The organism is Asanoa ishikariensis, from assembly GCF_900107455.1.
Classification (GTDB): domain Bacteria; phylum Actinomycetota; class Actinomycetes; order Mycobacteriales; family Micromonosporaceae; genus Asanoa; species Asanoa ishikariensis.
In genome coordinates, this window is sequence record NZ_FNQB01000002.1 from 77,649 (window position 1) to 97,429 (window position 19,781).

At 72.2% G+C, this 19,781-nt stretch carries 24 protein-coding genes; 13 read left to right on the top strand and 11 right to left on the bottom strand.

Annotated features, from left to right (window positions below):
- Positions 1–117: 117 nt before the first annotated feature.
- Genes BLV39_RS14635 through BLV39_RS14645 form a run of 3 tightly spaced genes read left to right on the top strand, consistent with a single transcriptional unit; the run spans position 118 to position 1,809 of the window.
- Positions 118–603, top strand: coding sequence for an SRPBCC family protein (locus BLV39_RS14635; RefSeq protein ID WP_090791737.1), 486 nt, complete (start codon positions 118–120; stop codon positions 601–603).
- A gap of 32 nt (positions 604–635) precedes the next feature.
- Positions 636–1,205: a DNA-3-methyladenine glycosylase I gene (locus BLV39_RS14640; protein ID WP_090791742.1), complete on the top strand. Its 570-nt coding sequence runs from the start codon at positions 636–638 to the stop codon at positions 1,203–1,205.
- Between the two features lie 22 nt (positions 1,206–1,227).
- A complete protein-coding gene (locus BLV39_RS14645) occupies positions 1,228–1,809 on the top strand; it encodes a hypothetical protein (RefSeq protein WP_090791746.1) in 582 nt (193 codons plus the stop codon).
- Here the strand turns inward: BLV39_RS14645 and BLV39_RS14650 are convergent, their stop codons facing one another.
- Together BLV39_RS14650 and BLV39_RS14655 are read right to left on the bottom strand one after the other, a co-directional pair.
- A complete protein-coding gene (locus BLV39_RS14650; RefSeq protein ID WP_090791749.1) occupies positions 1,810–2,601 on the bottom strand; it encodes an enoyl-CoA hydratase/isomerase family protein in 792 nt (263 codons plus the stop codon).
- A 3-nt stretch (positions 2,602–2,604) separates the two neighbouring features.
- Positions 2,605–3,423: a PaaX family transcriptional regulator gene (locus BLV39_RS14655; protein WP_090791753.1), complete on the bottom strand. Its 819-nt coding sequence runs from the start codon at positions 3,421–3,423 to the stop codon at positions 2,605–2,607.
- Positions 3,424–3,641: 218 nt separating this feature from the next.
- On the opposite strand from BLV39_RS14655, the gene BLV39_RS14660 reads away from it, so the two are divergent.
- Positions 3,642–3,809, top strand: a complete 168-nt coding sequence (locus BLV39_RS14660) for a DUF3117 domain-containing protein (protein WP_089253522.1) — start codon at positions 3,642–3,644, stop codon at positions 3,807–3,809.
- A gap of 101 nt (positions 3,810–3,910) precedes the next feature.
- Positions 3,911–5,329: a leucyl aminopeptidase gene (locus BLV39_RS14665; protein ID WP_090791756.1), complete on the top strand. Its 1,419-nt coding sequence runs from the start codon at positions 3,911–3,913 to the stop codon at positions 5,327–5,329.
- Here BLV39_RS14665 and BLV39_RS14670 read toward each other — a convergent pair whose 3' ends face one another.
- Positions 5,330–5,971 carry an O-methyltransferase gene (locus BLV39_RS14670; protein ID WP_090791761.1) on the bottom strand — a complete coding sequence of 214 codons (642 nt, stop codon included), beginning with the start codon at positions 5,969–5,971 and terminating at the stop codon, positions 5,330–5,332. It lies immediately after the preceding gene.
- 170 nt (positions 5,972–6,141) lie between these two features.
- Between BLV39_RS14670 and BLV39_RS14675 the strand changes: the two genes are divergently transcribed.
- Both BLV39_RS14675 and BLV39_RS14680 read left to right on the top strand, forming a co-directional pair.
- Positions 6,142–7,491 carry a S1C family serine protease gene (locus BLV39_RS14675; RefSeq protein WP_373315287.1) on the top strand — a complete coding sequence of 450 codons (1,350 nt, stop codon included), beginning with the start codon at positions 6,142–6,144 and terminating at the stop codon, positions 7,489–7,491.
- A 69-nt stretch (positions 7,492–7,560) separates the two neighbouring features.
- The gene (locus BLV39_RS14680; RefSeq protein ID WP_090791767.1) at positions 7,561–7,971 is read left to right on the top strand and encodes a twin-arginine translocase TatA/TatE family subunit; all 411 of its coding nucleotides are present in this window, start codon (positions 7,561–7,563) and stop codon (positions 7,969–7,971) included.
- A 4-nt stretch (positions 7,972–7,975) separates the two neighbouring features.
- On the opposite strand, the gene BLV39_RS14685 is transcribed toward BLV39_RS14680, so the two are convergent.
- The 3 genes from BLV39_RS14685 to BLV39_RS14695 are packed head-to-tail and all read right to left on the bottom strand — an operon-like array spanning position 7,976 to position 10,997.
- The gene (locus tag BLV39_RS14685) at positions 7,976–9,121 is read right to left on the bottom strand and encodes an Mrp/NBP35 family ATP-binding protein (RefSeq protein WP_090791770.1); all 1,146 of its coding nucleotides are present in this window, start codon (positions 9,119–9,121) and stop codon (positions 7,976–7,978) included.
- A gap of 21 nt (positions 9,122–9,142) precedes the next feature.
- On the bottom strand, positions 9,143–9,688 hold the full coding sequence (locus BLV39_RS14690) for a DUF1003 domain-containing protein (protein ID WP_090791775.1): 546 nt from the start codon (positions 9,686–9,688) through the stop codon (positions 9,143–9,145).
- Entirely contained in the window at positions 9,681–10,997 is a 1,317-nt protein-coding gene (locus BLV39_RS14695; RefSeq protein WP_090791777.1) for a magnesium transporter MgtE N-terminal domain-containing protein, read from the bottom strand. Before BLV39_RS14695 ends, BLV39_RS14690 begins: the two co-directional genes overlap by 8 nt.
- Positions 10,998–11,028: 31 nt before the next feature.
- On the opposite strand from BLV39_RS14695, the gene BLV39_RS14700 reads away from it, so the two are divergent.
- From BLV39_RS14700 to BLV39_RS14710, 3 genes are read left to right on the top strand one after another with little or no spacing between them, the layout of a single operon-like run.
- On the top strand, positions 11,029–11,904 hold the full coding sequence (locus tag BLV39_RS14700) for a PhzF family phenazine biosynthesis protein (protein ID WP_090791779.1): 876 nt from the start codon (positions 11,029–11,031) through the stop codon (positions 11,902–11,904).
- A gap of 47 nt (positions 11,905–11,951) precedes the next feature.
- Complete coding sequence (locus BLV39_RS14705) at positions 11,952–12,281, top strand: PadR family transcriptional regulator (RefSeq protein WP_090797278.1); 330 nt, start codon at positions 11,952–11,954, stop codon at positions 12,279–12,281.
- Positions 12,278–13,582, top strand: a complete 1,305-nt coding sequence (locus tag BLV39_RS14710) for a hypothetical protein (protein ID WP_090791782.1) — start codon at positions 12,278–12,280, stop codon at positions 13,580–13,582. Before BLV39_RS14705 ends, BLV39_RS14710 begins: the two co-directional genes overlap by 4 nt.
- On the opposite strand, the gene BLV39_RS14715 is transcribed toward BLV39_RS14710, so the two are convergent.
- The gene (locus BLV39_RS14715; RefSeq protein ID WP_090791785.1) at positions 13,579–14,079 is read right to left on the bottom strand and encodes a hypothetical protein; all 501 of its coding nucleotides are present in this window, start codon (positions 14,077–14,079) and stop codon (positions 13,579–13,581) included. The genes BLV39_RS14710 and BLV39_RS14715 overlap by 4 nt on opposite strands.
- Positions 14,076–14,795, bottom strand: coding sequence for an HAD family hydrolase (locus BLV39_RS14720; RefSeq protein ID WP_090797282.1), 720 nt, complete (start codon positions 14,793–14,795; stop codon positions 14,076–14,078). Before BLV39_RS14720 ends, BLV39_RS14715 begins: the two co-directional genes overlap by 4 nt.
- A 174-nt stretch (positions 14,796–14,969) precedes the next feature.
- Here BLV39_RS14720 and BLV39_RS14725 point away from each other — a divergent pair, with 174 nt between their 5' ends.
- Entirely contained in the window at positions 14,970–15,866 is an 897-nt protein-coding gene (locus tag BLV39_RS14725; RefSeq protein WP_090797285.1) for a DMT family transporter, read from the top strand.
- Here the strand turns inward: BLV39_RS14725 and BLV39_RS14730 are convergent.
- Positions 15,863–16,678, bottom strand: a complete 816-nt coding sequence (locus BLV39_RS14730) for an SDR family NAD(P)-dependent oxidoreductase (protein WP_090791788.1) — start codon at positions 16,676–16,678, stop codon at positions 15,863–15,865. The genes BLV39_RS14725 and BLV39_RS14730 overlap by 4 nt on opposite strands.
- Before the next feature lie 86 nt (positions 16,679–16,764).
- Here BLV39_RS14730 and BLV39_RS14735 point away from each other — a divergent pair, with 86 nt between their 5' ends.
- Positions 16,765–17,721: an HpcH/HpaI aldolase/citrate lyase family protein gene (locus BLV39_RS14735; RefSeq protein ID WP_090791791.1), complete on the top strand. Its 957-nt coding sequence runs from the start codon at positions 16,765–16,767 to the stop codon at positions 17,719–17,721.
- On the opposite strand, the gene BLV39_RS14740 is transcribed toward BLV39_RS14735, so the two are convergent.
- Positions 17,702–18,331: a DUF4190 domain-containing protein gene (locus tag BLV39_RS14740; RefSeq protein WP_090791794.1), complete on the bottom strand. Its 630-nt coding sequence runs from the start codon at positions 18,329–18,331 to the stop codon at positions 17,702–17,704. The genes BLV39_RS14735 and BLV39_RS14740 overlap by 20 nt on opposite strands.
- Before the next feature lie 131 nt (positions 18,332–18,462).
- Between BLV39_RS14740 and BLV39_RS14745 the strand changes: the two genes are divergently transcribed.
- Entirely contained in the window at positions 18,463–19,257 is a 795-nt protein-coding gene (locus tag BLV39_RS14745; protein ID WP_090791797.1) for an SDR family NAD(P)-dependent oxidoreductase, read from the top strand.
- Here the strand turns inward: BLV39_RS14745 and BLV39_RS14750 are convergent.
- The gene (locus tag BLV39_RS14750) at positions 19,254–19,739 is read right to left on the bottom strand and encodes a DUF4190 domain-containing protein (RefSeq protein ID WP_090791800.1); all 486 of its coding nucleotides are present in this window, start codon (positions 19,737–19,739) and stop codon (positions 19,254–19,256) included. The genes BLV39_RS14745 and BLV39_RS14750 overlap by 4 nt on opposite strands.
- Between the last annotated feature and the right edge of the window lie 42 nt (positions 19,740–19,781).

Here is a 19,781-nt window from a genome sequence, read left to right on the forward strand (position 1 = left end):
GAACGAGGCCGAATCCCCGGGTGTTTCGCCGGAAGGCGCGCCAATCAGGAAATCGGCCATCGAGTCGGAAACCTCGGAAGTCGCGGCTCCGACGGAAGACGCCGAATCGGCCCGCCGATGAGGGAGGAAGACCTGCGGGACGCCGCCCAGCCGGGTGCCGGCGAGGTCACCGCGACGGTCATCATCCGCGCGCCCGCCAAGCAGGTGTACGAGGCGTTCACCGCCTGGCGCCGGCAGGGCGAGTGGATCCCGTTCACCACCGTTCGGGTGATCTCCGGCGACGGCGGTGAGGGCTCCGTGATCGAGGCGGTCACCGCGCTCGGTCCGGCCGTCCTCCGGGACGAGTTCCGGGTGGCGCGGCTGGACCCGCCCTACGAGGTGCGGGTCATCCACCAGGGCCGGCTGCTGCGCGGCCCCGGCGTGCTGCGCTGCACCCCGATGGGCCAGGACCGCACCCAGGTCGTCTGGCACGAGTGGTTCCACCTGCCCGGCGGCGCCGCGGGCCGGGTCGCCTGGCCGGTGCTGTGGCCGGGTTCGAAGTTCAGCCTGACCCAGGCCCTCAAGCGCTTCGCGCGCCTGGTCGAGGCCGGCCGGCTGCCCTGAGGACTGTCGTACCCGGCTCATAGGCTCGGCTCGTGACAGACCTCGTGATCGGCGCCGACGGCAAGGCGCGCTGCCCGTGGGGCAGCAGCACCGACTACCTCGCCTACCACGACACCGAGTGGGGGCAGCCGCTGCACGGCGACGACCATCTCTTCGAGCGGATGACGCTGGAGGCGTTCCAGTCCGGCCTGTCCTGGCTGACCATCCTGCGCAAGCGGGAGAACTTCCGGGCCGCGTTCGACCACTTCAAGATCAAAAAGATTGCCGCGTACGACGCCGGTGACGTCGCCCGCTTGATGGCCGACGTCGGGATCGTCCGCAACCGGCAGAAGGTCGACGCCGCGATCGCCAACGCCCGCGCCGCGCTCGAGCTCAGCGGTGGTCTGAGCAAGCTGCTGTGGTCCTACGCGCCGCCGCCACGGCCACACCGCCCGCGCGGGTCCGCGCAGGTCCCGGCCATCACGCCCGAGTCGACCGCGATGGCCAAAGACCTCAAGAAGCGCGGGTTCCGGTTCGTCGGCCCCACGACCGCCTACGCGCTGATGCAGGCGACCGGCATGGTCGACGACCACCTGGCCGGCTGCCACGTGCCGCCGCACTGACCTGGAGCGGCCCTGTGATGGGATGGTCGGCATGGCACAGTGGGCGGTCGTCATCCCCGAGGCGAGGTTGGCAAGTGAGCGGCTCTTCCACCACGAGACGCTCGAGCTGTCCGACGGCGGCGACGTTCCGGGCCCGGTCGAGGGTGACCAGGTGCTGATCGTCGCCGAGGAACCGGCGCCGCGGGTGGTGGCCCTCGGCCGGATCACGGCCGCGGCCGGCCGGGCCGACGACGACCCGGACAACGCCGACGTCGCGCCGGGCGGCCCGGTGGTGGTCACCTACACGCGCCGCTTCTTCGACGAGCCGACCGATGCCGCCGAGCTGACCCTGGCCGGCCCGCTCACGTCGGTCGACGCGCCGACCTTCGCGGCCCTGTCGGCCCGGGTCACGCCCGCCGTCGACAACCGCACCTGGCTGGTCAGCCTCGACCTGCCGATCGAGGCACCCAACCCGGCCGAGGCGGTCCGGCTCTTCTGGACCTACGTCATGGAGCTGGGCCCGCGCGAGCTGCCCACCTACGTGTCCCCGTCCGACGACGAGCTGGCCATGCAGGCCTTCGTCCTGGGCGAAGAAGCCAACCAGGACCCGGAAGAAGAGGACTAGCTAGCGGCCTTCGAAGGTGGGCTTCTGCTTGTTGACGAAGGCGGCCGTGGCGTTGCGGTGGTCGGCGGTGGCGCCGCTGATCGATTGGGCCTGTGCCTCGGCGGACAGCGCGTCCTGGAGCGTGCCGGCGTCGCCGACGGAGAGCTCGCGCTTGATCGCCGCGTAGGCCACCGTGGGTCCCGCGGCCAGCCGGGCGGCCAGCTCCTGAGCAGCCGGCAGCACCTCGGCGTCGGTGTCGACCACGCGGGTCAGCAGGCCCAGCCGGTGCGCGTCGTCGGCCTTGACCTGCTCGGCCAGCATCAGCATCTCGATCGCCTTGGCGTGCCCGACGAGCCGGGGCAGCGACCAGGACAGGCCGGTGTCGGCGGCCAGGCCGACGTTGGCGAACGCCATCAGGAACGACGTGCTCGGGCCGCCGATGCGGAAGTCGGCCAGCAGCGCCAGGCCGGCGCCCGCTCCGGCCGCCATGCCGCCGACGGCGGCGATCACCGGCTTGGGCATGCTGCCCAGCTTGGACGCGATCGGGTTGTAGTGCCGGCGGACCGTGTCGAGCGAGTCGGTGGTGCCGGACTCCAACACGCCGACGTGCTCGCGGAGATCCTGGCCGGTGCAGAACGCCCGGCCGGCACCGGCCAGCACCACGGCGCGGCAGGAGCGGTCGGTCTCCAGCGCCGCGAGGGCGTCGCGGAGCGCCTCCTTGAGCGGCACGTCGAGCGCGTTCATCGCCTCGGGCCGGTTGAGGGTCAGCGTCACCACGGCGTCGGTGCGGTCGACCAGCAGCACGTCACTCACGTGTCAGGAACCTTTCGATCGGGCGGCCCGCAGGCCCGCTTCGAGACAGCTTTCCACGTAGCGGTCGGCGGCCGGGCGCAGCCGCGTGGCGTGCCGGTCGAAGAACGCGGCGGCGTTGGTGCCGGCCCAGCGCTCCGGCAGCAGCGCGGGCGGAAGCTGCGGGTCGCGGAACAGGAACGTGCGCCAGGCGTGCACGAGCCGGAACCGGGCCGCGTACGCGAGCTCGTCCTCGCTGCGCGGCGTCACGTGCGTCAGCAGCGGGCGCTGTTCGGCGACGAAGGCCTCGTACGCGTTGCCGATCTCGGACAGGTCCCAGGCCCGGCGGACGACCGCCATCGCACCGGACGTGCCGGCGGCGTGTGTCGCGGTGAACCGTTCGTAGCCGATGCCGGTCTCGACGAGCATGGCGTCGACGTCGACGCCGGGCCGGGTGGCGACCCAGGTGCGCTCGTCGAGCATGCCGTAACCGAGGTAGCTGAGGTTCGCGCCGAGGCGTTGGCGTTCGCGACGCGCCGCCGGAGCCTCCAGGACGATCAGGTCGAAGCGCCCGTCCCAGCCCGGCCGGTTGGTGCGGTAGATCCGGGCGGCGGCCTCGTCGAGTCGGCGGGCCGCCTTCGACGTGATCAGATAGCCCGGTCCGGCGGCCAGTCGCAGGGGGTGCAGCCAGCCTTGTCGCACCATGCGGGACACGGCTGTCCGAACTGCGGGCGGTGCGATGCCGAGGGGTGCGAGCAGGCGAACCAACGCCGCCACGGGAGCCCTGCCGCCGCGCGGGCGCAGGTAGTCACCGTAGAGGTCGAAGAGTGCCGACCGTGCCTGCATGACCGCACATTGTGACAGCCACTTTCAAGATAAGCTAGATGCTGTCACATCAATACCGGCTCGGTTTGGGCCCAGCGGTGGTTATCAGGGAAAATCATTGGTCGGCGCCCTGCGAGGCGCCCTCGGGTAATACGGTGCCACGGGCCGTAGCGTGGTGCCGCCGGTACGAAGAGGCTGTGGGATAACCCACCACCCTGGCGAGTCTGAGGGGAGACAACATGGCGGCGATGAAGCCGCGGACGGGCGATGGTCCGCTGGAGGTCACCAAGGAGGGCCGGGGCATCGTGATGCGGGTTCCGCTGGAAGGCGGAGGGCGGCTCGTCGTTGAGATGACCCCTGACGAGGCCAACGCGCTCGGTGACGCACTGAAGACCGCTGCCGGCTGACGTCCGAACGCGCCCGCCGGCATGCCCCCCGGGCTGCCGGCGGGCCTCCTTTGTCCGAGGACAGCCCGCGCAGGACAGCTCAGCACAACCCGGAGGCCGGCGTGCCCACATTCCGTTTTATCGACCCCGCCGACGTAGACGCCGACACGCTCGTCGTGCCCACCCGGGCCGGGGTGCCGCTGCCTGACGGACTGCCGGCCGACGTGGTCGCGCTGGCCGTCGACCACAGCGGCAAGGGCGGGGTCGTCGAGGTGCTGCCCCGGCCGACCCAACGCCCGTCGAAGGTCCTGCTGGTCGGCGTGGGCGACGGCGGGGCCAGCGGGTGGCGCGCCGCCGGTGCCGGGCTCGCCCGGTCCACGGCCCGCACGAGCACCGTCACGGTCGTCCTGCCGGCGGGCGACGACACCGATCTCCGCGCGTTCGCCGAAGGCGTCCTGCTCGGTTCCTACCGCTTCCGGCTCGGCGCGCCGCGCCCCGACGCGCCGCCGGCGCTCGACGAGGTGCTGCTGGCCGGCACGCCCGACGAGGCCGCGCTGGCCACCGCCCGGGCGACCGCCGAGGCCACGATGCTGGCCCGCGACCTGACCAACATGCCGTCCGACGAGAAGACGCCGGAGTGGTTCGCCGAGCAGGTCAGCGCTGCCGCGGCGGCGTACGACGGCCTGACCATCTCCGTTCGTGAGCCGGAGCAGCTCGCGGCCGAGGGCTTCGGCGGCATCCTGGCCGTCGGCGGCGGGTCGTCGCGTGGACCCCGCCTGGTCGAGCTGACCTGGTCGCCGGCGCAGGCGACCCAACACGTCGTGCTGGTCGGCAAGGGCATCACGTTCGACACCGGCGGCATCTCGATCAAGCCGCGCGACGCGATGAAGCTCATGCGCAAAGACATGGGCGGCGCGGCGGCCGTCGTGGCCGCGACGATCGCCGCCGCGGCGCTGCGCCTCCCCGTTCGGGTGACGGCGCTCGCCCCGCTCGCCGAAAACTTGGTCAGCGGCTCGGCCTTCCGGCCCGGTGACGTGATCCGGCATTACGGCGGGCGCACCAGCGAGAGCAACAACAGCGACGCCGAGGGCCGGCTGGTGCTGGCCGACGCGCTCGCCTACGCGGTCGACCGGCTCGACCCCGATCTGATCGTCGACCTGGCCACGCTGACCGGGGCCAATGCGGTCGCGCTCGGCAAGCGCACCGCGGCCCTCTACAGCGACAACGACGGGCTGGCCAAGTCGTTCGCCGAGGCCGCCACCGACGCCGGTGAGCAGGTCTGGCGGATGCCGCTGACGACCGACTACCGCGACTTCCTCAGCAGCGAGCTAGCCGACCTGAGCAGCATCGCCTCGGAGGGCGGGGCCGGCTCGGTGATGGCCGCGCTCTATCTCGCCGAGTTCGCCGGGCCGCTGCGTGATCGATGGGTGCACATCGACATGTCGGCGCCGTCGTGGATCGAGTCCGACAGTTCCGAACTGTCCAAGGGCGCGACCGGCTGGGGCGTACGCACCCTTCTCCGCTGGCTGGCGAGCCTCTAATTAGCGGCGGACCGCGGTGAGCAGGCCGGCACCGGTGGGCAGCAGCGCCGGGACCCAGTCGTCGGAGTCGCGTAGGTCCTTGACGACCTCGCGGATCAGCACCGTCTCCGGGTCACGGGCGGCCGGGTCACCGATCCGGCCGCCGGCCAGGGCGTTGTTGACGGCGAGCACGCCGCCGACGCGCAGCAGCCGGCGGGCGGCGGCGACGCAGGCCGCGTACTCGGTCGGGTCAGCGTCGACGAACACCAGGTCGTATCCGCCGTCGGTGAGCCGGGGCAGCACGTCCAGGGCACGCCCGGTGATGATCCGCGTACGCGACGGCGCGAAGCCGGCCTCCTGGAAGATCCGCCGGGCCACCCGCTGGTGCTCGTTCTCGACGTCGATCGTGGTCAGCACGCCGTCACGGCGCATGCCCCGGAGCAGCCAGACGCCGCTCACCCCGGTGCCGGTGCCGATCTCGACGAGTGACCGGGCGTTTCCCGCGGCGGCCAGCAGACGCAACGCCGCGCCGGCGCCTGGTGTCACGCATTCCAGCCCGACCTCGTCGGCGAGCCGGCGCGCGGTCTGGAGCACCAGGTCCTCAGGCGGGTACGCGTCGGCGAACTGCAGCGCCTGCGCGCAGGCCTGGCCGGCGGTGCCCATGGGTGAACCTCCGTGCGAGGGGGAGCGGGGGGACCGGGTATGAGCGTAGAGCGCACCGTCGGTGTTGGATGGACGGGCGGTGCCCGGAGGCCGTTCGGCAACTGCTGAATGCTCTTCAGGTATCCATGTAATCCTTGAGTCGGGGTAGTGGGCGGCGACCGGGAGGCGACGTGACCGACGGCTGGAACGGCTATCAGCCTGGCCGGCCTGCGGGCCAACAGGCCCCGGGCCCGTTGCCGTCCAGCCCCGCACCGTCGTACCCCGTGTCGCCCGGTCCGATGCCGTCGCCGTACGCCGCGCCCCCCGGCTCCGTGCCGGCCAGCCCGTGGTGGTCCGACGCGTTGGGAGATCCCTGGCGCGACCCGCACGCGCCGGCCGCGGTCGTGCTCCCGCCCGGCCCGACCGGTGCCGCGGAGCCCGAGCGCGTGGTCGACCCGAACGCGCCGCGCCCGCCCGGCAACCGCTCGGTGCTGGTCGTCGCCGTGGTCTCCGCCCTGCTCGCCGGCCTGCTCGGCGGCTCACTCGGCTACGCGTTCGCCGCCCGCAACGGCGTCGGCGGGGGCACCGCACTCGGCGGCAACGGCGCGACGCCACCGGCCGCGGCCAACCGCCCCCCGGACTCGCTGGCCGGCGTCGCCGCGCGGCTGCTGCCCAGCGTGGTCACCGTCCGGGTGGCGTCGAGCGAAGGGTCCAGCCTCGGTTCGGGCTTCGTGGTGTCGGCCGACGGTTACGTCATCACCAACGACCACGTGGTCGAGGGTGGCGGCACGAAGACGTACACGGCGGTCTTCAGCGACGGCAGCGTCGCCTCGGCCAAGCTGGTCGGCCAGGACCCGGAGTCCGACATCGCGGTGATCAAGTTGGCCCGCGAGGGCCTGACGCCCATCGAGTTCGGCGACTCCGACACCATCGCGGTCGGCGACCCGGTGCTGGCCATCGGTTCGCCGCTGGCGCTGGCCAACACGGTCACCTCCGGCATCGTCAGCGCGGTCGACCGCACGATCCAGGCGGGCGACCCGGGCGGGCCGGTCCGCTACTACGCGGCCATCCAGACCGACGCCGCCGTCAACCAGGGCAACTCGGGCGGCCCGCTGGTCGACGGCGGTGGCCGGGTGATCGGCGTCAACGCGGTGATCAAGTCGGTGTCCGCCGACGACCAGACCGCCGGCAACATCGGCCTGGCCTTCGCCATCCCGATCAACCAGGCGAAACGGGTCGCGCAGGACATCATCGACACCGGCAAGGCCCGCCGCACGGTGATCGGCGCCAAGGTGACCAATGGGCGCACCACCGGCACCGGCGTCCGCCTCGACACGGTCGAGCCGGGCGGCCCGGCCGAGTCGGCCGGCCTGCGCGCCGGCGACATCGTGACCAGGATCGACCGCCACCCGCTGGAGGAGTCGACCGACCTGATCGCGCTGGTCCGCAAGTACGCGCCGGGCGCGGTGGTCACGGTCGAGTACCGGCGTGGGACGGAGACGCAGACCGCCTCGGTGACTTTGGCCGCAGACGCCCAGTAGCTTCGGCCGTTCCCTTCCCGCTCGGCCCGCGCGTATGGTTGCGCCGGGGATCGCACGAGGGAGGCCCGGTTGTTCGAGAACCTGAACTGGTGGGAGATCGGCCTGCTCGTGCTGGTCGCCCTGCTGATCTTCGGCGACAAGCTGCCGAACGTGATCACCGACGGCCTGCGCATGGTCCGCAACCTGCGCAAGATGGCCACCAACGCGACCGGTGACCTGAGCCGTGAGCTCGGCACCGACATCCAGCTCGAAGACCTGCACCCGAAGGCGTTCATCCGCAAGCACCTGATGAGCGAGGAAGAGCAGGAGTCGCTGCGCAAGCCGCTGCAGAAGATGTTCGACGACGCGAAGTCGGACCTCAGCGGCGTGCACCAGGATCTCAAGGACGTCGCGAAGGCGGCCGACATCAAGAGCCCGGCGACGGGCGCGGCCAGCGCACCAGCGCCGCCGGCCCGTCGCTCGTTCGACGACTACACGTAAACCGCTAGCGCCCGGCGGGGCGCAGGCCCAGGGGCTTGCCGATCAGCGACTCGCGGCGCACCGCCAGCCGGTCTGCCACCGCCGAGATGGCCTGGGCGGCCGGGGCGTCCGGCTCGGAGAGCACGATCGGCAGGCCGGCGTCGCCGGCCTCGCGGACCCGGGTGTCCAGCGGGATCTGGCCCAGCAGCGGCACCTCGGCGCCCAGCGTGCGGCTCAGCTTGTCGGCGACCACCTGGCCGCCGCCGGAGCCGAAGATCTCCATCCGCTCGCCGGTCGGCAGCTCGAGCCACGACATGTTCTCCACGACGCCGATCAGGCGCTGGTGGGTCTGCAGTGAGATCGCTCCGGCGCGCTCGGCGACCTCGGCCGCGGCCGTCTGCGGCGTGGTGACCACCAGGATCTCCGCGTTGGGCAGGAGCTGGGCCAGCGAGATCGCCACGTCGCCGGTGCCCGGCGGCAGGTCGAGCAGCAGCACGTCGAGGTCGCCCCAGTAGACGTCGGCGAGGAACTGCTGGAGCGCCCGATGCAGCATCGGGCCGCGCCAGACGACCGCCGCGTTCTCGGCGGTGAACATGCCGATCGAGATCACCTTCACGCCATGCGCCTCGGGCGGCATGATCATGTCTTCCACCCGGGTGGGGCGGCCGGTGGCGCCGAGCATCCGCGGCACCGAGTGGCCGTAGATGTCGGCGTCGACCACGCCGACGGACAGGCCGCGGGCGGCCAGCGCGGCGGCCAGGTTGACGGTGACGCTCGACTTGCCGACGCCGCCCTTGCCGCTGGCGATCGCGTACACCCGGGTGCGGGAACCCGGCTCGGCGAACGGGATCACCGGCTCGGCGCCGCCACCGCCGCGCAGACGGGTCTGCAGCTCCTGGCGCTGGTCCTTGCTCATGACGCCGAAGTCGACCAGCACGCCGCTGACGCCGGGCACGGCACTCACGGCACTGGTGATGTCGTTGTTCAACTTGTCGCGCAAGGGGCAACCGGCGACGGTCAGCAGCAGGTCGACGCGCACTAGCCCGTCTTCGTCGATCGTGAACGACTTGACCATGCCCAGATCGGTGATCGGGCGGTGAATCTCTGGGTCGTCGACGGTGGCGAGGGCGGCCTGGATGGCTTCCTCACGAGACGTGGCAGGCGCAGACATGCTGCAACTGTATGCCGGACGTCAGGCGTCGGTGTCCGCGTGGTCGTCCGGTTCGGCCAGGCTTTGCTTCGACTTGCGCTTGCGCCGTCGCTGGATCTCGTCGAGGTCCTCCGCGAGCCGGCCGAGTTCCGAGCGGAGGAAGTCGCGGGTCGCCAGCTCGCCGATCGCGAGCCGCAACGACGCGATCTCGCGTGTCAGGTATTCGGTGTCGGCCTTCTGCGCCGCCGCCCGCCGCCGGTCCTCCTCCAACGAGACGCGGTCCCGGTCGGCCTGCCGGTTCTGCGCGAGCAGTATCAGCGGCGCGGCGTACGACGCCTGCAACGAGAGGATCAGGGTCAGGAACGTGAAGGTGTACGGGTCGAAGCGCCAGCCCGACGGTGCCAATGTGTTCCAGCCCACCCAGAGCAGGATCACGATGCTCATGTAGACGAGGAACTTCGCCGTGCCGAGCGCCCGGGCGATCGCCTCCGACCAGCGACCGAAGGATTCCGGGTCGAACCGGGGCAGTTTCAGCCGGTGCGGCTCACGCGGCTGGTCGAGCCGTGCGGGTGGGCGTGGCTCAGCCATCGTCGCTGCCGTCTCGACCCCTGGGCGGCACGACGTGCGGTGGGATCGGCAGGGGCGCGCCGACCAGGTCGTCGGCGACGTCTCGGTCGCGCCAGTCCGGCGGCAGCGAGTGGTCGAGCACGTCGTCGACGGTCACGGCACCGACCAGCCGGTTGTTGGAGTCGACGACCGGCATCGCGACCAGGTCGTACATGGCCATCCGGCGGGTGACCTCGATCAGCGGGGTCTCCGGGCGCAGCGGGTTGATGCCGCTGTCGACCACGCCGCCGATGATCTCCGAAGGGGGCTCCCGGAGCAGCTTCTGGAAGTGCACCATGCCCAGGTATCGGCCGGTGGGCGTGGCCATCGGCGCCCGCGCGACGAAGACCTGCGCCGCCACCGCGGGCGGCAGTTGCGGCTCGCGGATCCGGGCCAGCGCGTCGGCGACCGTGGCGTCCGGGGTGAGGATCACCGGCTCCGAGGTCATCACGCTGCCGGCCGTGCCGGCCGAGTACTTGAGTAGCTGCCGCACCGGCTCGGCCTCGTCGGGTTCCATCAGGTCCAGCAGCGCCTGCCGCTCCGGACCGGGCAGTTCGCCGAGCAGGTCGGCCGCGTCGTCGGCGTCCATCTCCTCGAGGATGTCCGCCGCGCGCTCCTGGTCGAGCACGGCCAGGATCTCCACCTGGTCGTGCTCGGGAAGCTCGCTGAGCACGTCGGCCAGCCGCTCGTCGTCGAGGGCGGCGGCGACCTCGTTGCGCCGGGTGTCCGACATCTCCTGGAGCGCGTTGGCCACGTCGGCCGGGCGCATCTGTTCCAGCACGGCGAGCAGCCCCGCGGTGCCCTGGGTGTCGGTCAGGCCGATCAGCCCGCGCACGCGGTCCCATTCGAGCTCGACCAGTTGCCCGCGCCGGGTGAGCCGGCGGCTCGGCTGGCGGACCGCGACCCGGGCCAGCGACCACTCGTCGGTGCGGCTGGCCTCCATCGCCAGGTCGACCACCACGCCCGGGGTCTCCTCGGGCAGGATCGTCACCCGGCGGTCCAGCAGGTCTTCGAGGACCAGCAGCTCGTTGGGGCGCTTCTCGAAGCGGCGCAGGTTGAGCGTGCCGGTGCTGAGCACGACCGCGTCCGCGTCGATCGAGATGAACCGGCCCATCGGCAGGAAGATCCGGCGCCGGACCGTCATCTCCGCGACCAGGCCGACGACCTGGGGTGGCCGGTTGGTGGTGCGCAGGCGGGCGACGGCGTCACGGATCCGACCGACCTGGTCCCCGTTGGGGTCGTAGACCGGCAGGCCCGCGAGCCTGGCGATATAAACCCGCGCCGTCGTCACTACGTCAGCCTAATTCCCTAGGCTGTCTCGCATGTCTAGCGTGGCGTACGAGATCGTCGACGTCTTCACCGACCGGCCGTTCACCGGCAACCCCCTGGCAGTCGTGTTCGGCGCCGAGGAGCTGGCTGGCAGCCAGATGCAGGAACTGGCCCGCGAGTTCAATCTGTCCGAGACGGTGTTCGTGCTGCCGCCGACGCCTGGCGCGGCGGCCACCTACCGGGCGCGCATCTTCACCCCCAACAGCGAGCTTCCGTTCGCGGGACATCCGAGCGTCGGGGCCGCGGTGACCGCCAGCGCGCGCGGGATGTTCGCCGCGGGTGCGGTCGTCCAGGAATGCGGGGCGGGTCTGCTGCCGGTCGTGGTCTCCGGGTCGACCGCCACGCTGACCGGTGGCACCGCCACGATCGGCGAGCCGCTCGATCCCGCTCCGCTGCTGGCTGCCGTCGGCCTGACCGCGGACGACCTGGACCCGGCCGGCCCACCCCGGATCGCCGGCTGTGGTCTGGAGTTCCCCTATCTGCCGGTACGCGCCGACGCGGTGACCCGGGCCCGGCTCGACACCGGTGCGGCGGACGGCGTCGCGGCGCACAGCATCGACGTCTTCTCCTGGGACCCGCAGAGCCGCACCGCGCACGTGCGGGTCTTCGTGCCCGGGCTGTCCGTGCCAGAGGACCCCGCGACCGGCTCGGCCGCGCTCGGCCTCGGGGTCTGGCTCGTCACCAGCGGCCTGCTCCCGGCCGACGGCGAGAGCGGCTACGTGGTGCACCAGGGCCTGGAGCTGCACCGCCCGTCGGTTCTGGAGTGCGTCGTCACCGCGGCCGTCGGCGTGGTGACCAAGGCCCAGGTGACGGGCAGCGTGGTGCCGATCGCCCGCGGCGAGATGGCCGTGCCGCCGTTCGTCGGATAAGCCGACTGGCGGTATATACCGATAGTCGGTAGCATCGACGCATGGCCATGCAGGAGCCGACCTTCTTCATCCTGACCGCGTTAGCCGAGCAGCCGTTGCACGGCTACGGGGTGATCCGCGCCGTGACCGAGCTGTCCGGCGGGCGGATCACCCTGCGCGCGGGCACGCTCTATGCCGCCCTCGACCGACTGACCGAGGAAGGGCTGCTGGTCGTCGACCGTGAGGAGGCCGTCGACGGGCGGCTGCGGCGTTACTACCGGCTGACCGACGACGGCGGCACCGCCCTGTCGGCCGAGGTCGACCGGATGCGCGCCAACGCGGCGATGGCCGCCGCCCGGCTCCGCAACATCCGGCTCGCGTTCGGCCCGACGTCGTGAGCCGACTCGAGCGCGGTTACCGGCGGCTGCTGCTGGCCTATCCACGCGCCTACCGGCGGGCCCGCGGCGACGAGATCGTCACGACCCTGTTGGAGGGTGCCCCGCCGGACCGGGTCCGGCCCCCGGCCGGTGACGCGTGGGATCTGATCCGCGGCGGCCTGCGCCAGCGGTTCGCGCCGCCCCATGGGCGCGGCTACGCCGTGGTCGCTCTGGTGTGCGCGGCCGCCGTGGCCTACCTCGCCCTTGGCGGGGCGATTCGGCTCACCACCGCGTCCGAGTCCAGCAAGGACACGCTCTTCATCGCGGGCGCGACTCTGTTGCCGCCCGAGGCGCCCGTGTACGGCGACCAGGAGCGGATGTTGACGACCTTCGGGGGTCCGACACTGATCGATCTCAGTTACGCGCAGCGACCGCGATCCCTCGACGACCTTGCCGTTGAGGCCCGGGCCCGGGCGATCGCCGACGGCTGGCTGGCGGGCCCGATCGAGGCGCGCCGGTTCACGCTCGAACGCGACGGACAGCAGCGGGTCGTGACGGTCACCGACGCACTCCCGGCCGAACCCACGGCCGGCGTGTCCGTCCACTCGCGATATCCCTGGCCAGCCCCACTCCTGCCCGTAGGCATCGCCGCCGTCGTCCTCGGCGGGTTGGCAGGATGGCTGGCCGGGGCGTGGACGCTACGGCGGTTCCGGTCCCGCACGCCGGCGGGCCAGCTCCTGATCGCGCTGACCGGCGCGCCGGGCCTGCTGCTCGTCGGCGCGGTGGCGGTCAGCACCGCGGCCGAACTGGACGTGTCCGGCCTGACGGTCTTCACCGGCACGCTCCCGGAAGGGATGGGCCTCGCCGCCCTGGTGCTGACGCCGCTGCTGGCGGCGAGCCTGCCGGCCGACGACCCGGCGGCCGCGCCGCGCCCGCCCACCGACCTGGTGCGAGTCGGCATCCGCGTCGTCACGGCGGCCCACCTCGCGTTCGCCGCCGCGATCGCGACGGTGCTGGTCACCTTCACGGTGCGCATGCTGGCCACCGGAGCCGACCGCGTCGCCATGCTGAGCGGCGCGCACGATCCCAAAGACCTGCTGCCGCTCCCCGTGTACGCGGCGGTGATGGTGCTCTTCTACATCGGCATCGTGCTCTCGCCGCTGCTCCTGCTCGTCTCGATGCCGTTGCTGGGAGTCGGTCGAGGCCGGGTCAGCCCGGTCGCCTGGCGGGTCCTGCTGGCCGCCGCGATCTCCGCCGTAGTCCTCCCGGCGTTGCTGTTCACCCCGTACGGCGGCGATGCGTCCGTCTGGTTCATGGACTAGCCGCGGTTGCGCCGCACCTTGTGCAGGCGGAACGGCTTGCGGGTCGGCCGGGCCGCCGGGGTCTCGCGCGGCGGCTCGGCGAGGCTGCCGTCGGGCAGGTCGGGCCGCGTCACCACGGGCCCGTCCTCGGCCGGGCTCAGGCGGCTCAGCGTGCAGTCCATCGCCCAGCGCTCGACCAGCCTGTCGGTCGGGACGGGCGCGTTGAGCCGCTTGCCACCGACCTGGGGCGCGACCGTGTTCCACTCGTCGTCGCCTGGCTGCACCCGGCGCACGTCGGCGGTCCAGGTGACGATCCGGCCGCCGTGGTCGCCGCGCAGCGTCACCTCGGCCGTGCCGGCGCCGGCCAGCCCGGCCAGTTGCTGCTCGCCGATGCCGGTGACGACGTAGAGCGCGCCGTCGACCGGGACGCACCAGAGCCCGCGCGCCGGACCGCCGTCGACGGACACCCAGGCAATGGCCGCTTTCTTGATCGCCTCTTCCACCACGGCGTCGCTCATGCCCTCATCCTGCCCGGCAGTGCGGCGGGTGCGCCACGGTCCACCTCGTCGAGTACGTCGACGAGGCCGGTCACCGAGCGTCCGCACCAGCCGACGTCGGCCGCGAACACCAGGTGGTCGGCGAGGTCGGGGGCGGCCAGGCGGACGGCGGTCATGCCGACCTCGGCGGCACCGGTCAGCTCGTGGCTGCCGCCGTCGCCGACGTAGAGGCACTCGGCCGGGGCCACGCCGAGCCGCTGGCAGGCCGCCAGGTAGATGCTCGGGTCGGGCTTGCAGACCCCCTCCTCGACGGAGAACACGGCAATGTCCAGCAGCGGCGCCACCGCGAGGCCCGGCAGCAGGGCCGGCAGTTCGTGGGTGCAGTCGCTGATCAGCGCCGTCCGCAGCCCGCGCAGGCGCAGTGCCCAGAGCACGGGCACGGCCTCGTCGCGTAGCTCCGTGTCGCGGCAGAGCGCCCGGAAGCGGCAGTCGAGCGCGGCCCGGACCGCGTCGTCGGACGGGTCGGCTCCGGCGCGGGTGGCGATCCAGCGCAGGTTGTCCTCCGCCGAGCCGAGCTCGCCGCTGGCCCGGCGGTAGTAGGTGGCATCGAGCAGCGAGACCATGACCCGGGCATCGCATCCCAGGATGCGGGCGATCTCGAGGTGCTCGGGGCCGCGATGGACGGAGCGGGTGAGAGTGCCGAAGAAGTCGAACACGACTGCGCGTAATGCGGGCAACATCAGCCTCCACGGCATGACCTGGGGGCAGTAGCTGGCACGACCGGGCGAGCCTATCGACGGCGACCGCCGCGCCCTATCGGCCGATCGACTGAGAGTAGTCGGATAGCCGCAGTAAGTGATTTGTGAGGATGGTTCACTGTGCCCCGCCCCGCGCTCGACCCGGCCGCGTCCATGGCGCTCGTCGTCGCCGTCCTCGCCGTGTCCACCTCGGGTCCGCTGATCGCGTTCGCCACGGCGGCGCCGGCCATGGCCATCGCGTTCTGGCGCAACGCGCTGGCGGTCGGCGTGCTCGGCCCGATCTCGCTGTTCGCCCGCCGCGCCGAGTACGCCAACCTGGCCCGCCGCGAAGCCGCGTTCTGCGCGCTGGCCGGCGTCGCCCTCGCGGCGCACTTCGCGGCCTGGATGCCGAGCATCCGGTTCACCACGGTGGCGGCGTCGACGGCCCTGGTCGCCACCCAGCCGGTCTGGCAGGGGCTGATCTCGGTCGCCCAGGGCCGCCGGCTCCGCACCGTGACCTGGGCCGGCATCGGTGTCGCGGTGCTCGGTGCGGTGCTGGCCACCGGCGCCGACTTCGGCGTCTCGTCCCGCGCGGTGCTCGGCGACCTGTTGGCCGTACTCGGCGCGGTGATGGCGGCGGCGTACACCGCGTTCGGCGAGCGGGCCCGGGTCACGTTGAGCACGACGACGTACACGACGATCTGCTATTCGGTCTGTGCCGTGCTCCTGCTGGTCGTCTGCCTCGCGTCGGGTCAGTCGCTCGGCGGCTACCCGAGCACGACCTGGCTGGCCATCCTGGGCCTGGTCGCCGGCGCCCAGTTGCTCGGGCACACGATGTTCAACTACGCGCTGCGCCGGGTCTCGGCCACGACGATCAGCGTGCTGATCCTGTTGGAGGTGCCGGGCGCGGGGCTGATCGCCTGGCTCTGGCTCGACCAGGTGCCGCCGGCCGCGTCGCTGGCCGGGCTCGCGCTCCTGATGGTCGGCGTCCTGATCGTGGTGCTGGGTGGTGCCCACGCGGGCCGCCGCGAGCGCGAGCGGGCCCGCCTTCAGGTCGAGACCGCGGCCTAGCTGATCGCCTGCTCGCTGGCCTTCCAGAGCGCGCCGGCCAGGGCCGGGTCGGTGGCCTTGCGGCCGACGCGGCGCGGTTTCTTGTCGACGTAGTAGGCGCCGTTGACCAGCCGCGCCGGGTCGGCCGTGGCCAGGAAGACCAGCGTCTCCGCGCCCTTCTCGGGGCTGCGCAGCAGCGGACCGTGCTTCATGCCCCAGGCGACCAGCCGGTTGTCGTTGTAGAACCGGGTGCGCACGGCGCCCGGGTGGAACGAGAAGGCCAGCATCCCGGGCCACTGCCGGGCCGCCTCACCGGCGAACAGGATGTTGGCCTGCTTGCTGGTGCCGTACGCGCGGAACGGGATGTAGCGCTCCAGCGGCCGGTTGAGGTCGTGCGGGTCGAGGTTGCCCCAGCGGTGCGCGCCGGAGGCGGTCACCACCATCCGCCCGATCCGGTCGTGCAGCAGCACCGTGAGCAGGAAGCCGGCCAGGTGGTTGGCCTGGATGGTCAGCTCGTGACCGTCCACGGTGGTCGCCGGGTGCAGCACGATCGCGCCCGCGTTGTTGGCGAGCACGTCGATCCGGTCGTACGCCGAACGCAACTGTCCGGCCAGCTCCCGCACGTCGTCGAGCGCGGCGAAATCGGCGCGGAACGACGCGGGCAGCGTGCCGGTGGCGTCGCGCACCTCGGCGGCGGCCGCGGCCAGCCGGGCCGGGTCGCGACCGACGAGAACGACCTGGTCACCGCGGCCGGCCAGGGCGACGGCGGCGGACAGCCCGATGCCGGAGCTGGCGCCGGTGATGACAACGACTCGCCCGGTGACTTCTTCCACAGCTTGGTTCTCCTCGGTCTTCGCGCGAGGTTACCGTCTGGTTGAGCCTGTGCTGAGCTAACAATAACGATCGTGAGGAGCCGTCGATGGTTGCTGCGGGTCGCCCACGCCGGTCCTGTTTGGCCGTACCCGGATCCAGCCTGAAGATGCTCGACAAGGCCCGCGGTCTTCCGGCTGATCAGGTCTTCCTGGATCTCGAGGACGCGGTCGCCCCACTGGCCAAGCCGGAGGCGCGTAAGAACATCGTCGCGGCGCTCAACGAGGGCGACTGGGGCACCAAGACCCGGGTCGTCCGCGTCAACGACCTGACCACCGAGTGGACCTACCGCGACGTGGTCGAGGTGGTCGAGGGCGCCGGTTCCAACCTGGACTGCGTGATGCTGCCCAAGGTGCAGTCCGCGGCGCACATCGAGTGGCTCGACCTCACGCTCACGCAGATCGAGAAGGCGGTCGGCCTGCCGGTCGGCCGGATCGGCATCGAGGCCCAGATCGAGAACGCGGCCGGCCTGGTCAACGTGGACGCGATCGCGGCGGCCTCGCCCCGGGTCGAGACGATCATCTTCGGCCCGGCCGACTTCATGGCGTCGATCAACATGCGGTCGCTGGTGGTCGGCGGGCTGATCCCCGACTACCCCGGCGACCCGTACCACTACATCCTGATGCGCCTGCTGATGGCCGCGCGGATGCACGACAAGCAGGCGATCGACGGCCCGTTCCTGCAGATCCGCGACGTCGACGCGTTCCGCGCGGTGGCCAAGCGCTCCGCCGCGCTCGGCTTCGACGGCAAATGGGTGCTGCACCCGGGGCAGATCGACGCGGCCAACGAGATCTATGCCCCGGCGCAGGACGACTACGACCGGGCGGAGCTCATCCTCGACGCGTACGAGCACGCGACGTCGGAAGCCGGCGGCAAGCTCGGCGCGGTGATGCTCGGCGACGAGATGATCGACGAGGCGTCGCGCAAGATGGCGCTCGTCATCGCGGCCAAGGGGCGGGCCGCCGGGCTGACCCGCACCTCGCGGTTCACGCCGCCGGAGGGCTGAACAAGGCGCCCATCAGCGCGTACGGGTCGTCGAACATGCCCTCGTTCGCACCGATGATGAGCATGACGACGACGAACACGAGATAGCCCAGGATCAGCGCGGTCAGGATCCAGCCGACGATGATGCCCGCGAGCGCCATGCCGTCGCCACTCTCGCCGCGCTCGCGGATCTGCTTGCGCGCGACGTGGCCGAGGATCGCACCGACCGGCGCCGAGATGCAGGTGGCCAGGCCGGCGAGGGCGCAGACCAGGGCCGCGATCGCGAGGCCGTTGGTCTTCTGCGCGACGGGGTAGCCGTAACCCGGGTAGGCGCTGACCGGAGCGGCGTACTCGCCGCCGGGGTAGCCCGTCGGATAGCCGGGCGCGGGCGGGTAACCGGGAGTCGCGGCATAGCCGGGCGCCGCCGGGTAGCCGGGCGGCACGGGTTGGCCCGGCGCGGCGTAGCCCGGTGCCGCGGGATAGCCCGGCGTCGCGGGGTAGGCCGGTGCGGCCGGGTAGGGCTGGGTGGCCGGGTAGCTTTCGGCCGCCGGGTAGGCCGGCTGGCTCGGCACCGTCGGGTCCGCCAGGGGCGCGGTCGGGTCGAAGGGTGCGTTCGGGTTCTGGTCGGTCATCGCGCTCTCCGAGGTCGGGCCAGGCGGGGCGACCGTAGGGTATCGGCCGAGCGCATTCTCCGGCGGCCCGTGTGCTGCCCCGACAGGGGGTGTCGTTGCCGGTGTTGCGCGGACCGGGCAGGATCTCACGCATGGGAATCGACACGCAGGCCGACGACGGGCTCACCACCGTTCGCCTCGACGGCCGGGTCGCTCTGGTCACGGGGGCCGGCAGTCCCGACGGCATCGGCTACGCGACCGCTCGGCGGCTGCGCCAGCTCGGCGCGCGGGTGGCCATCGTGTCGACCACCCGACGCATCCACGAGCGCGCGACCGAGCTCGGCGCCATCGGCTTCGTCGCCGACCTGACCGACGAGGCCGAGGTCGGTGCGCTCGCCGACGCGGTCGCTGAGCAGCTCGGCGACGTCGAGGTGCTGGTCAACAACGCCGGCCTGGCGAGCCGGGCCAGTCCCGAGGTGCTCCGCCCGGTCGGCCAGCTCACGTTCGACGAGTGGCGGTCCGAGATCGATCGCAACCTCAGCACCGCGTTCCTGTGCAGCCGGGCGTTCATCGCCGGCATGGCCGAACGCGGCTGGGGCCGCATCGTCAACCTCTCGGCCACCGCAGGACCGGTCAACGCACTGCCGACCGAGGCCGCGTACGCGGCGGCCAAGGCCGGTGTGGTCGGCCTGACCCGGGCGCTGGCCATGGAGATGGTGGCCGACGGGGTGACCGTCAACGCGGTCGCGCCGGGCACCATCTACACCGCCGCGTCCACGGTCACCGAGATCAAGCAGGGCCTGGGCACACCGATCGGACGACCGGGCACGCCCGACGAGGTGGCGGCCGCGATCGCGTTCCTCTGCTCGCCGGCCGCGTCCTACATCACCGGCCAGATGCTGGTGGTCGACGGCGGCAACAGCGTCCGCGAGGCCCAGTTCCGCTAGTACCCGGTGTCGGTGACGCTGGTGGTGTTCGAGCTCAGCATCCCGAGCCCGATGACGCCGCAGCAGCCGAGCACGTAGAGGCCGGTCAGCACGTAGCCGATGATCAGGCCGGCGGTGGCGAGACCCGCGCCGTCCTCGCCGGAGGTGCGTAGCTGCTTCTTGGCGATGTGGCCGAGCACGATGCCCGCCGGCGGGATCAGGATGCCGAGCACCAGCGCCAGGATCGCCATGACACTGGTCCGGCGCTGTTGCGGGTAGCCGCCGGCGTAGGCCTGCTGCGGGTAGCCGGCGGGGTAGCCGGGCTGCACGGCCGGCGGGTACTGGCCGTACGGGTCGGGCGCGGGCTGCCCCGAGATCGGCGGGCCGTAGGACGGCGGACCGGACTGCGGCGGGCCGTAGGACGGCGGTGCGGACTGCTGCGGGTCGTACGGCTGACCGGGCTGGTAGGGGTCGGGCTGGTTCGGCGGCGGGGGGTAACTCATGCCGGCACGCTACTAAACGCTTTCCCGCCCCGCCCACCGTCA

What these genes read in the sequence shown, in the direction of transcription:
- BLV39_RS14635 (WP_090791737.1), top strand. Translation starts at nt 118, where the DNA reads ATGAGGGAGGAAGACCTGCGGGACGCCGCCCAGCCGGGTGCCGGCGAG.
- BLV39_RS14645 (WP_090791746.1), top strand. Translation starts at nt 1,228, where the DNA reads ATGGTCGGCATGGCACAGTGGGCGGTCGTCATCCCCGAGGCGAGGTTG.
- BLV39_RS14655 (WP_090791753.1), bottom strand. Translation starts at nt 3,423, where the DNA reads ATGCAGGCACGGTCGGCACTCTTCGACCTCTACGGTGACTACCTGCGC.
- BLV39_RS14660 (WP_089253522.1), top strand. Translation starts at nt 3,642, where the DNA reads ATGGCGGCGATGAAGCCGCGGACGGGCGATGGTCCGCTGGAGGTCACC.
- BLV39_RS14670 (WP_090791761.1), bottom strand. Translation starts at nt 5,971, where the DNA reads ATGGGCACCGCCGGCCAGGCCTGCGCGCAGGCGCTGCAGTTCGCCGAC.
- BLV39_RS14685 (WP_090791770.1), bottom strand. Translation starts at nt 9,121, where the DNA reads ATGTCTGCGCCTGCCACGTCTCGTGAGGAAGCCATCCAGGCCGCCCTC.
- BLV39_RS14690 (WP_090791775.1), bottom strand. Translation starts at nt 9,688, where the DNA reads ATGGCTGAGCCACGCCCACCCGCACGGCTCGACCAGCCGCGTGAGCCG.
- BLV39_RS14700 (WP_090791779.1), top strand. Translation starts at nt 11,029, where the DNA reads ATGTCTAGCGTGGCGTACGAGATCGTCGACGTCTTCACCGACCGGCCG.
- BLV39_RS14705 (WP_090797278.1), top strand. Translation starts at nt 11,952, where the DNA reads ATGCAGGAGCCGACCTTCTTCATCCTGACCGCGTTAGCCGAGCAGCCG.
- BLV39_RS14715 (WP_090791785.1), bottom strand. Translation starts at nt 14,079, where the DNA reads ATGAGCGACGCCGTGGTGGAAGAGGCGATCAAGAAAGCGGCCATTGCC.
- BLV39_RS14725 (WP_090797285.1), top strand. Translation starts at nt 14,970, where the DNA reads ATGGCGCTCGTCGTCGCCGTCCTCGCCGTGTCCACCTCGGGTCCGCTG.
- BLV39_RS14735 (WP_090791791.1), top strand. Translation starts at nt 16,765, where the DNA reads ATGGTTGCTGCGGGTCGCCCACGCCGGTCCTGTTTGGCCGTACCCGGA.
- BLV39_RS14740 (WP_090791794.1), bottom strand. Translation starts at nt 18,331, where the DNA reads ATGACCGACCAGAACCCGAACGCACCCTTCGACCCGACCGCGCCCCTG.
- BLV39_RS14745 (WP_090791797.1), top strand. Translation starts at nt 18,463, where the DNA reads ATGGGAATCGACACGCAGGCCGACGACGGGCTCACCACCGTTCGCCTC.
- BLV39_RS14750 (WP_090791800.1), bottom strand. Translation starts at nt 19,739, where the DNA reads ATGAGTTACCCCCCGCCGCCGAACCAGCCCGACCCCTACCAGCCCGGT.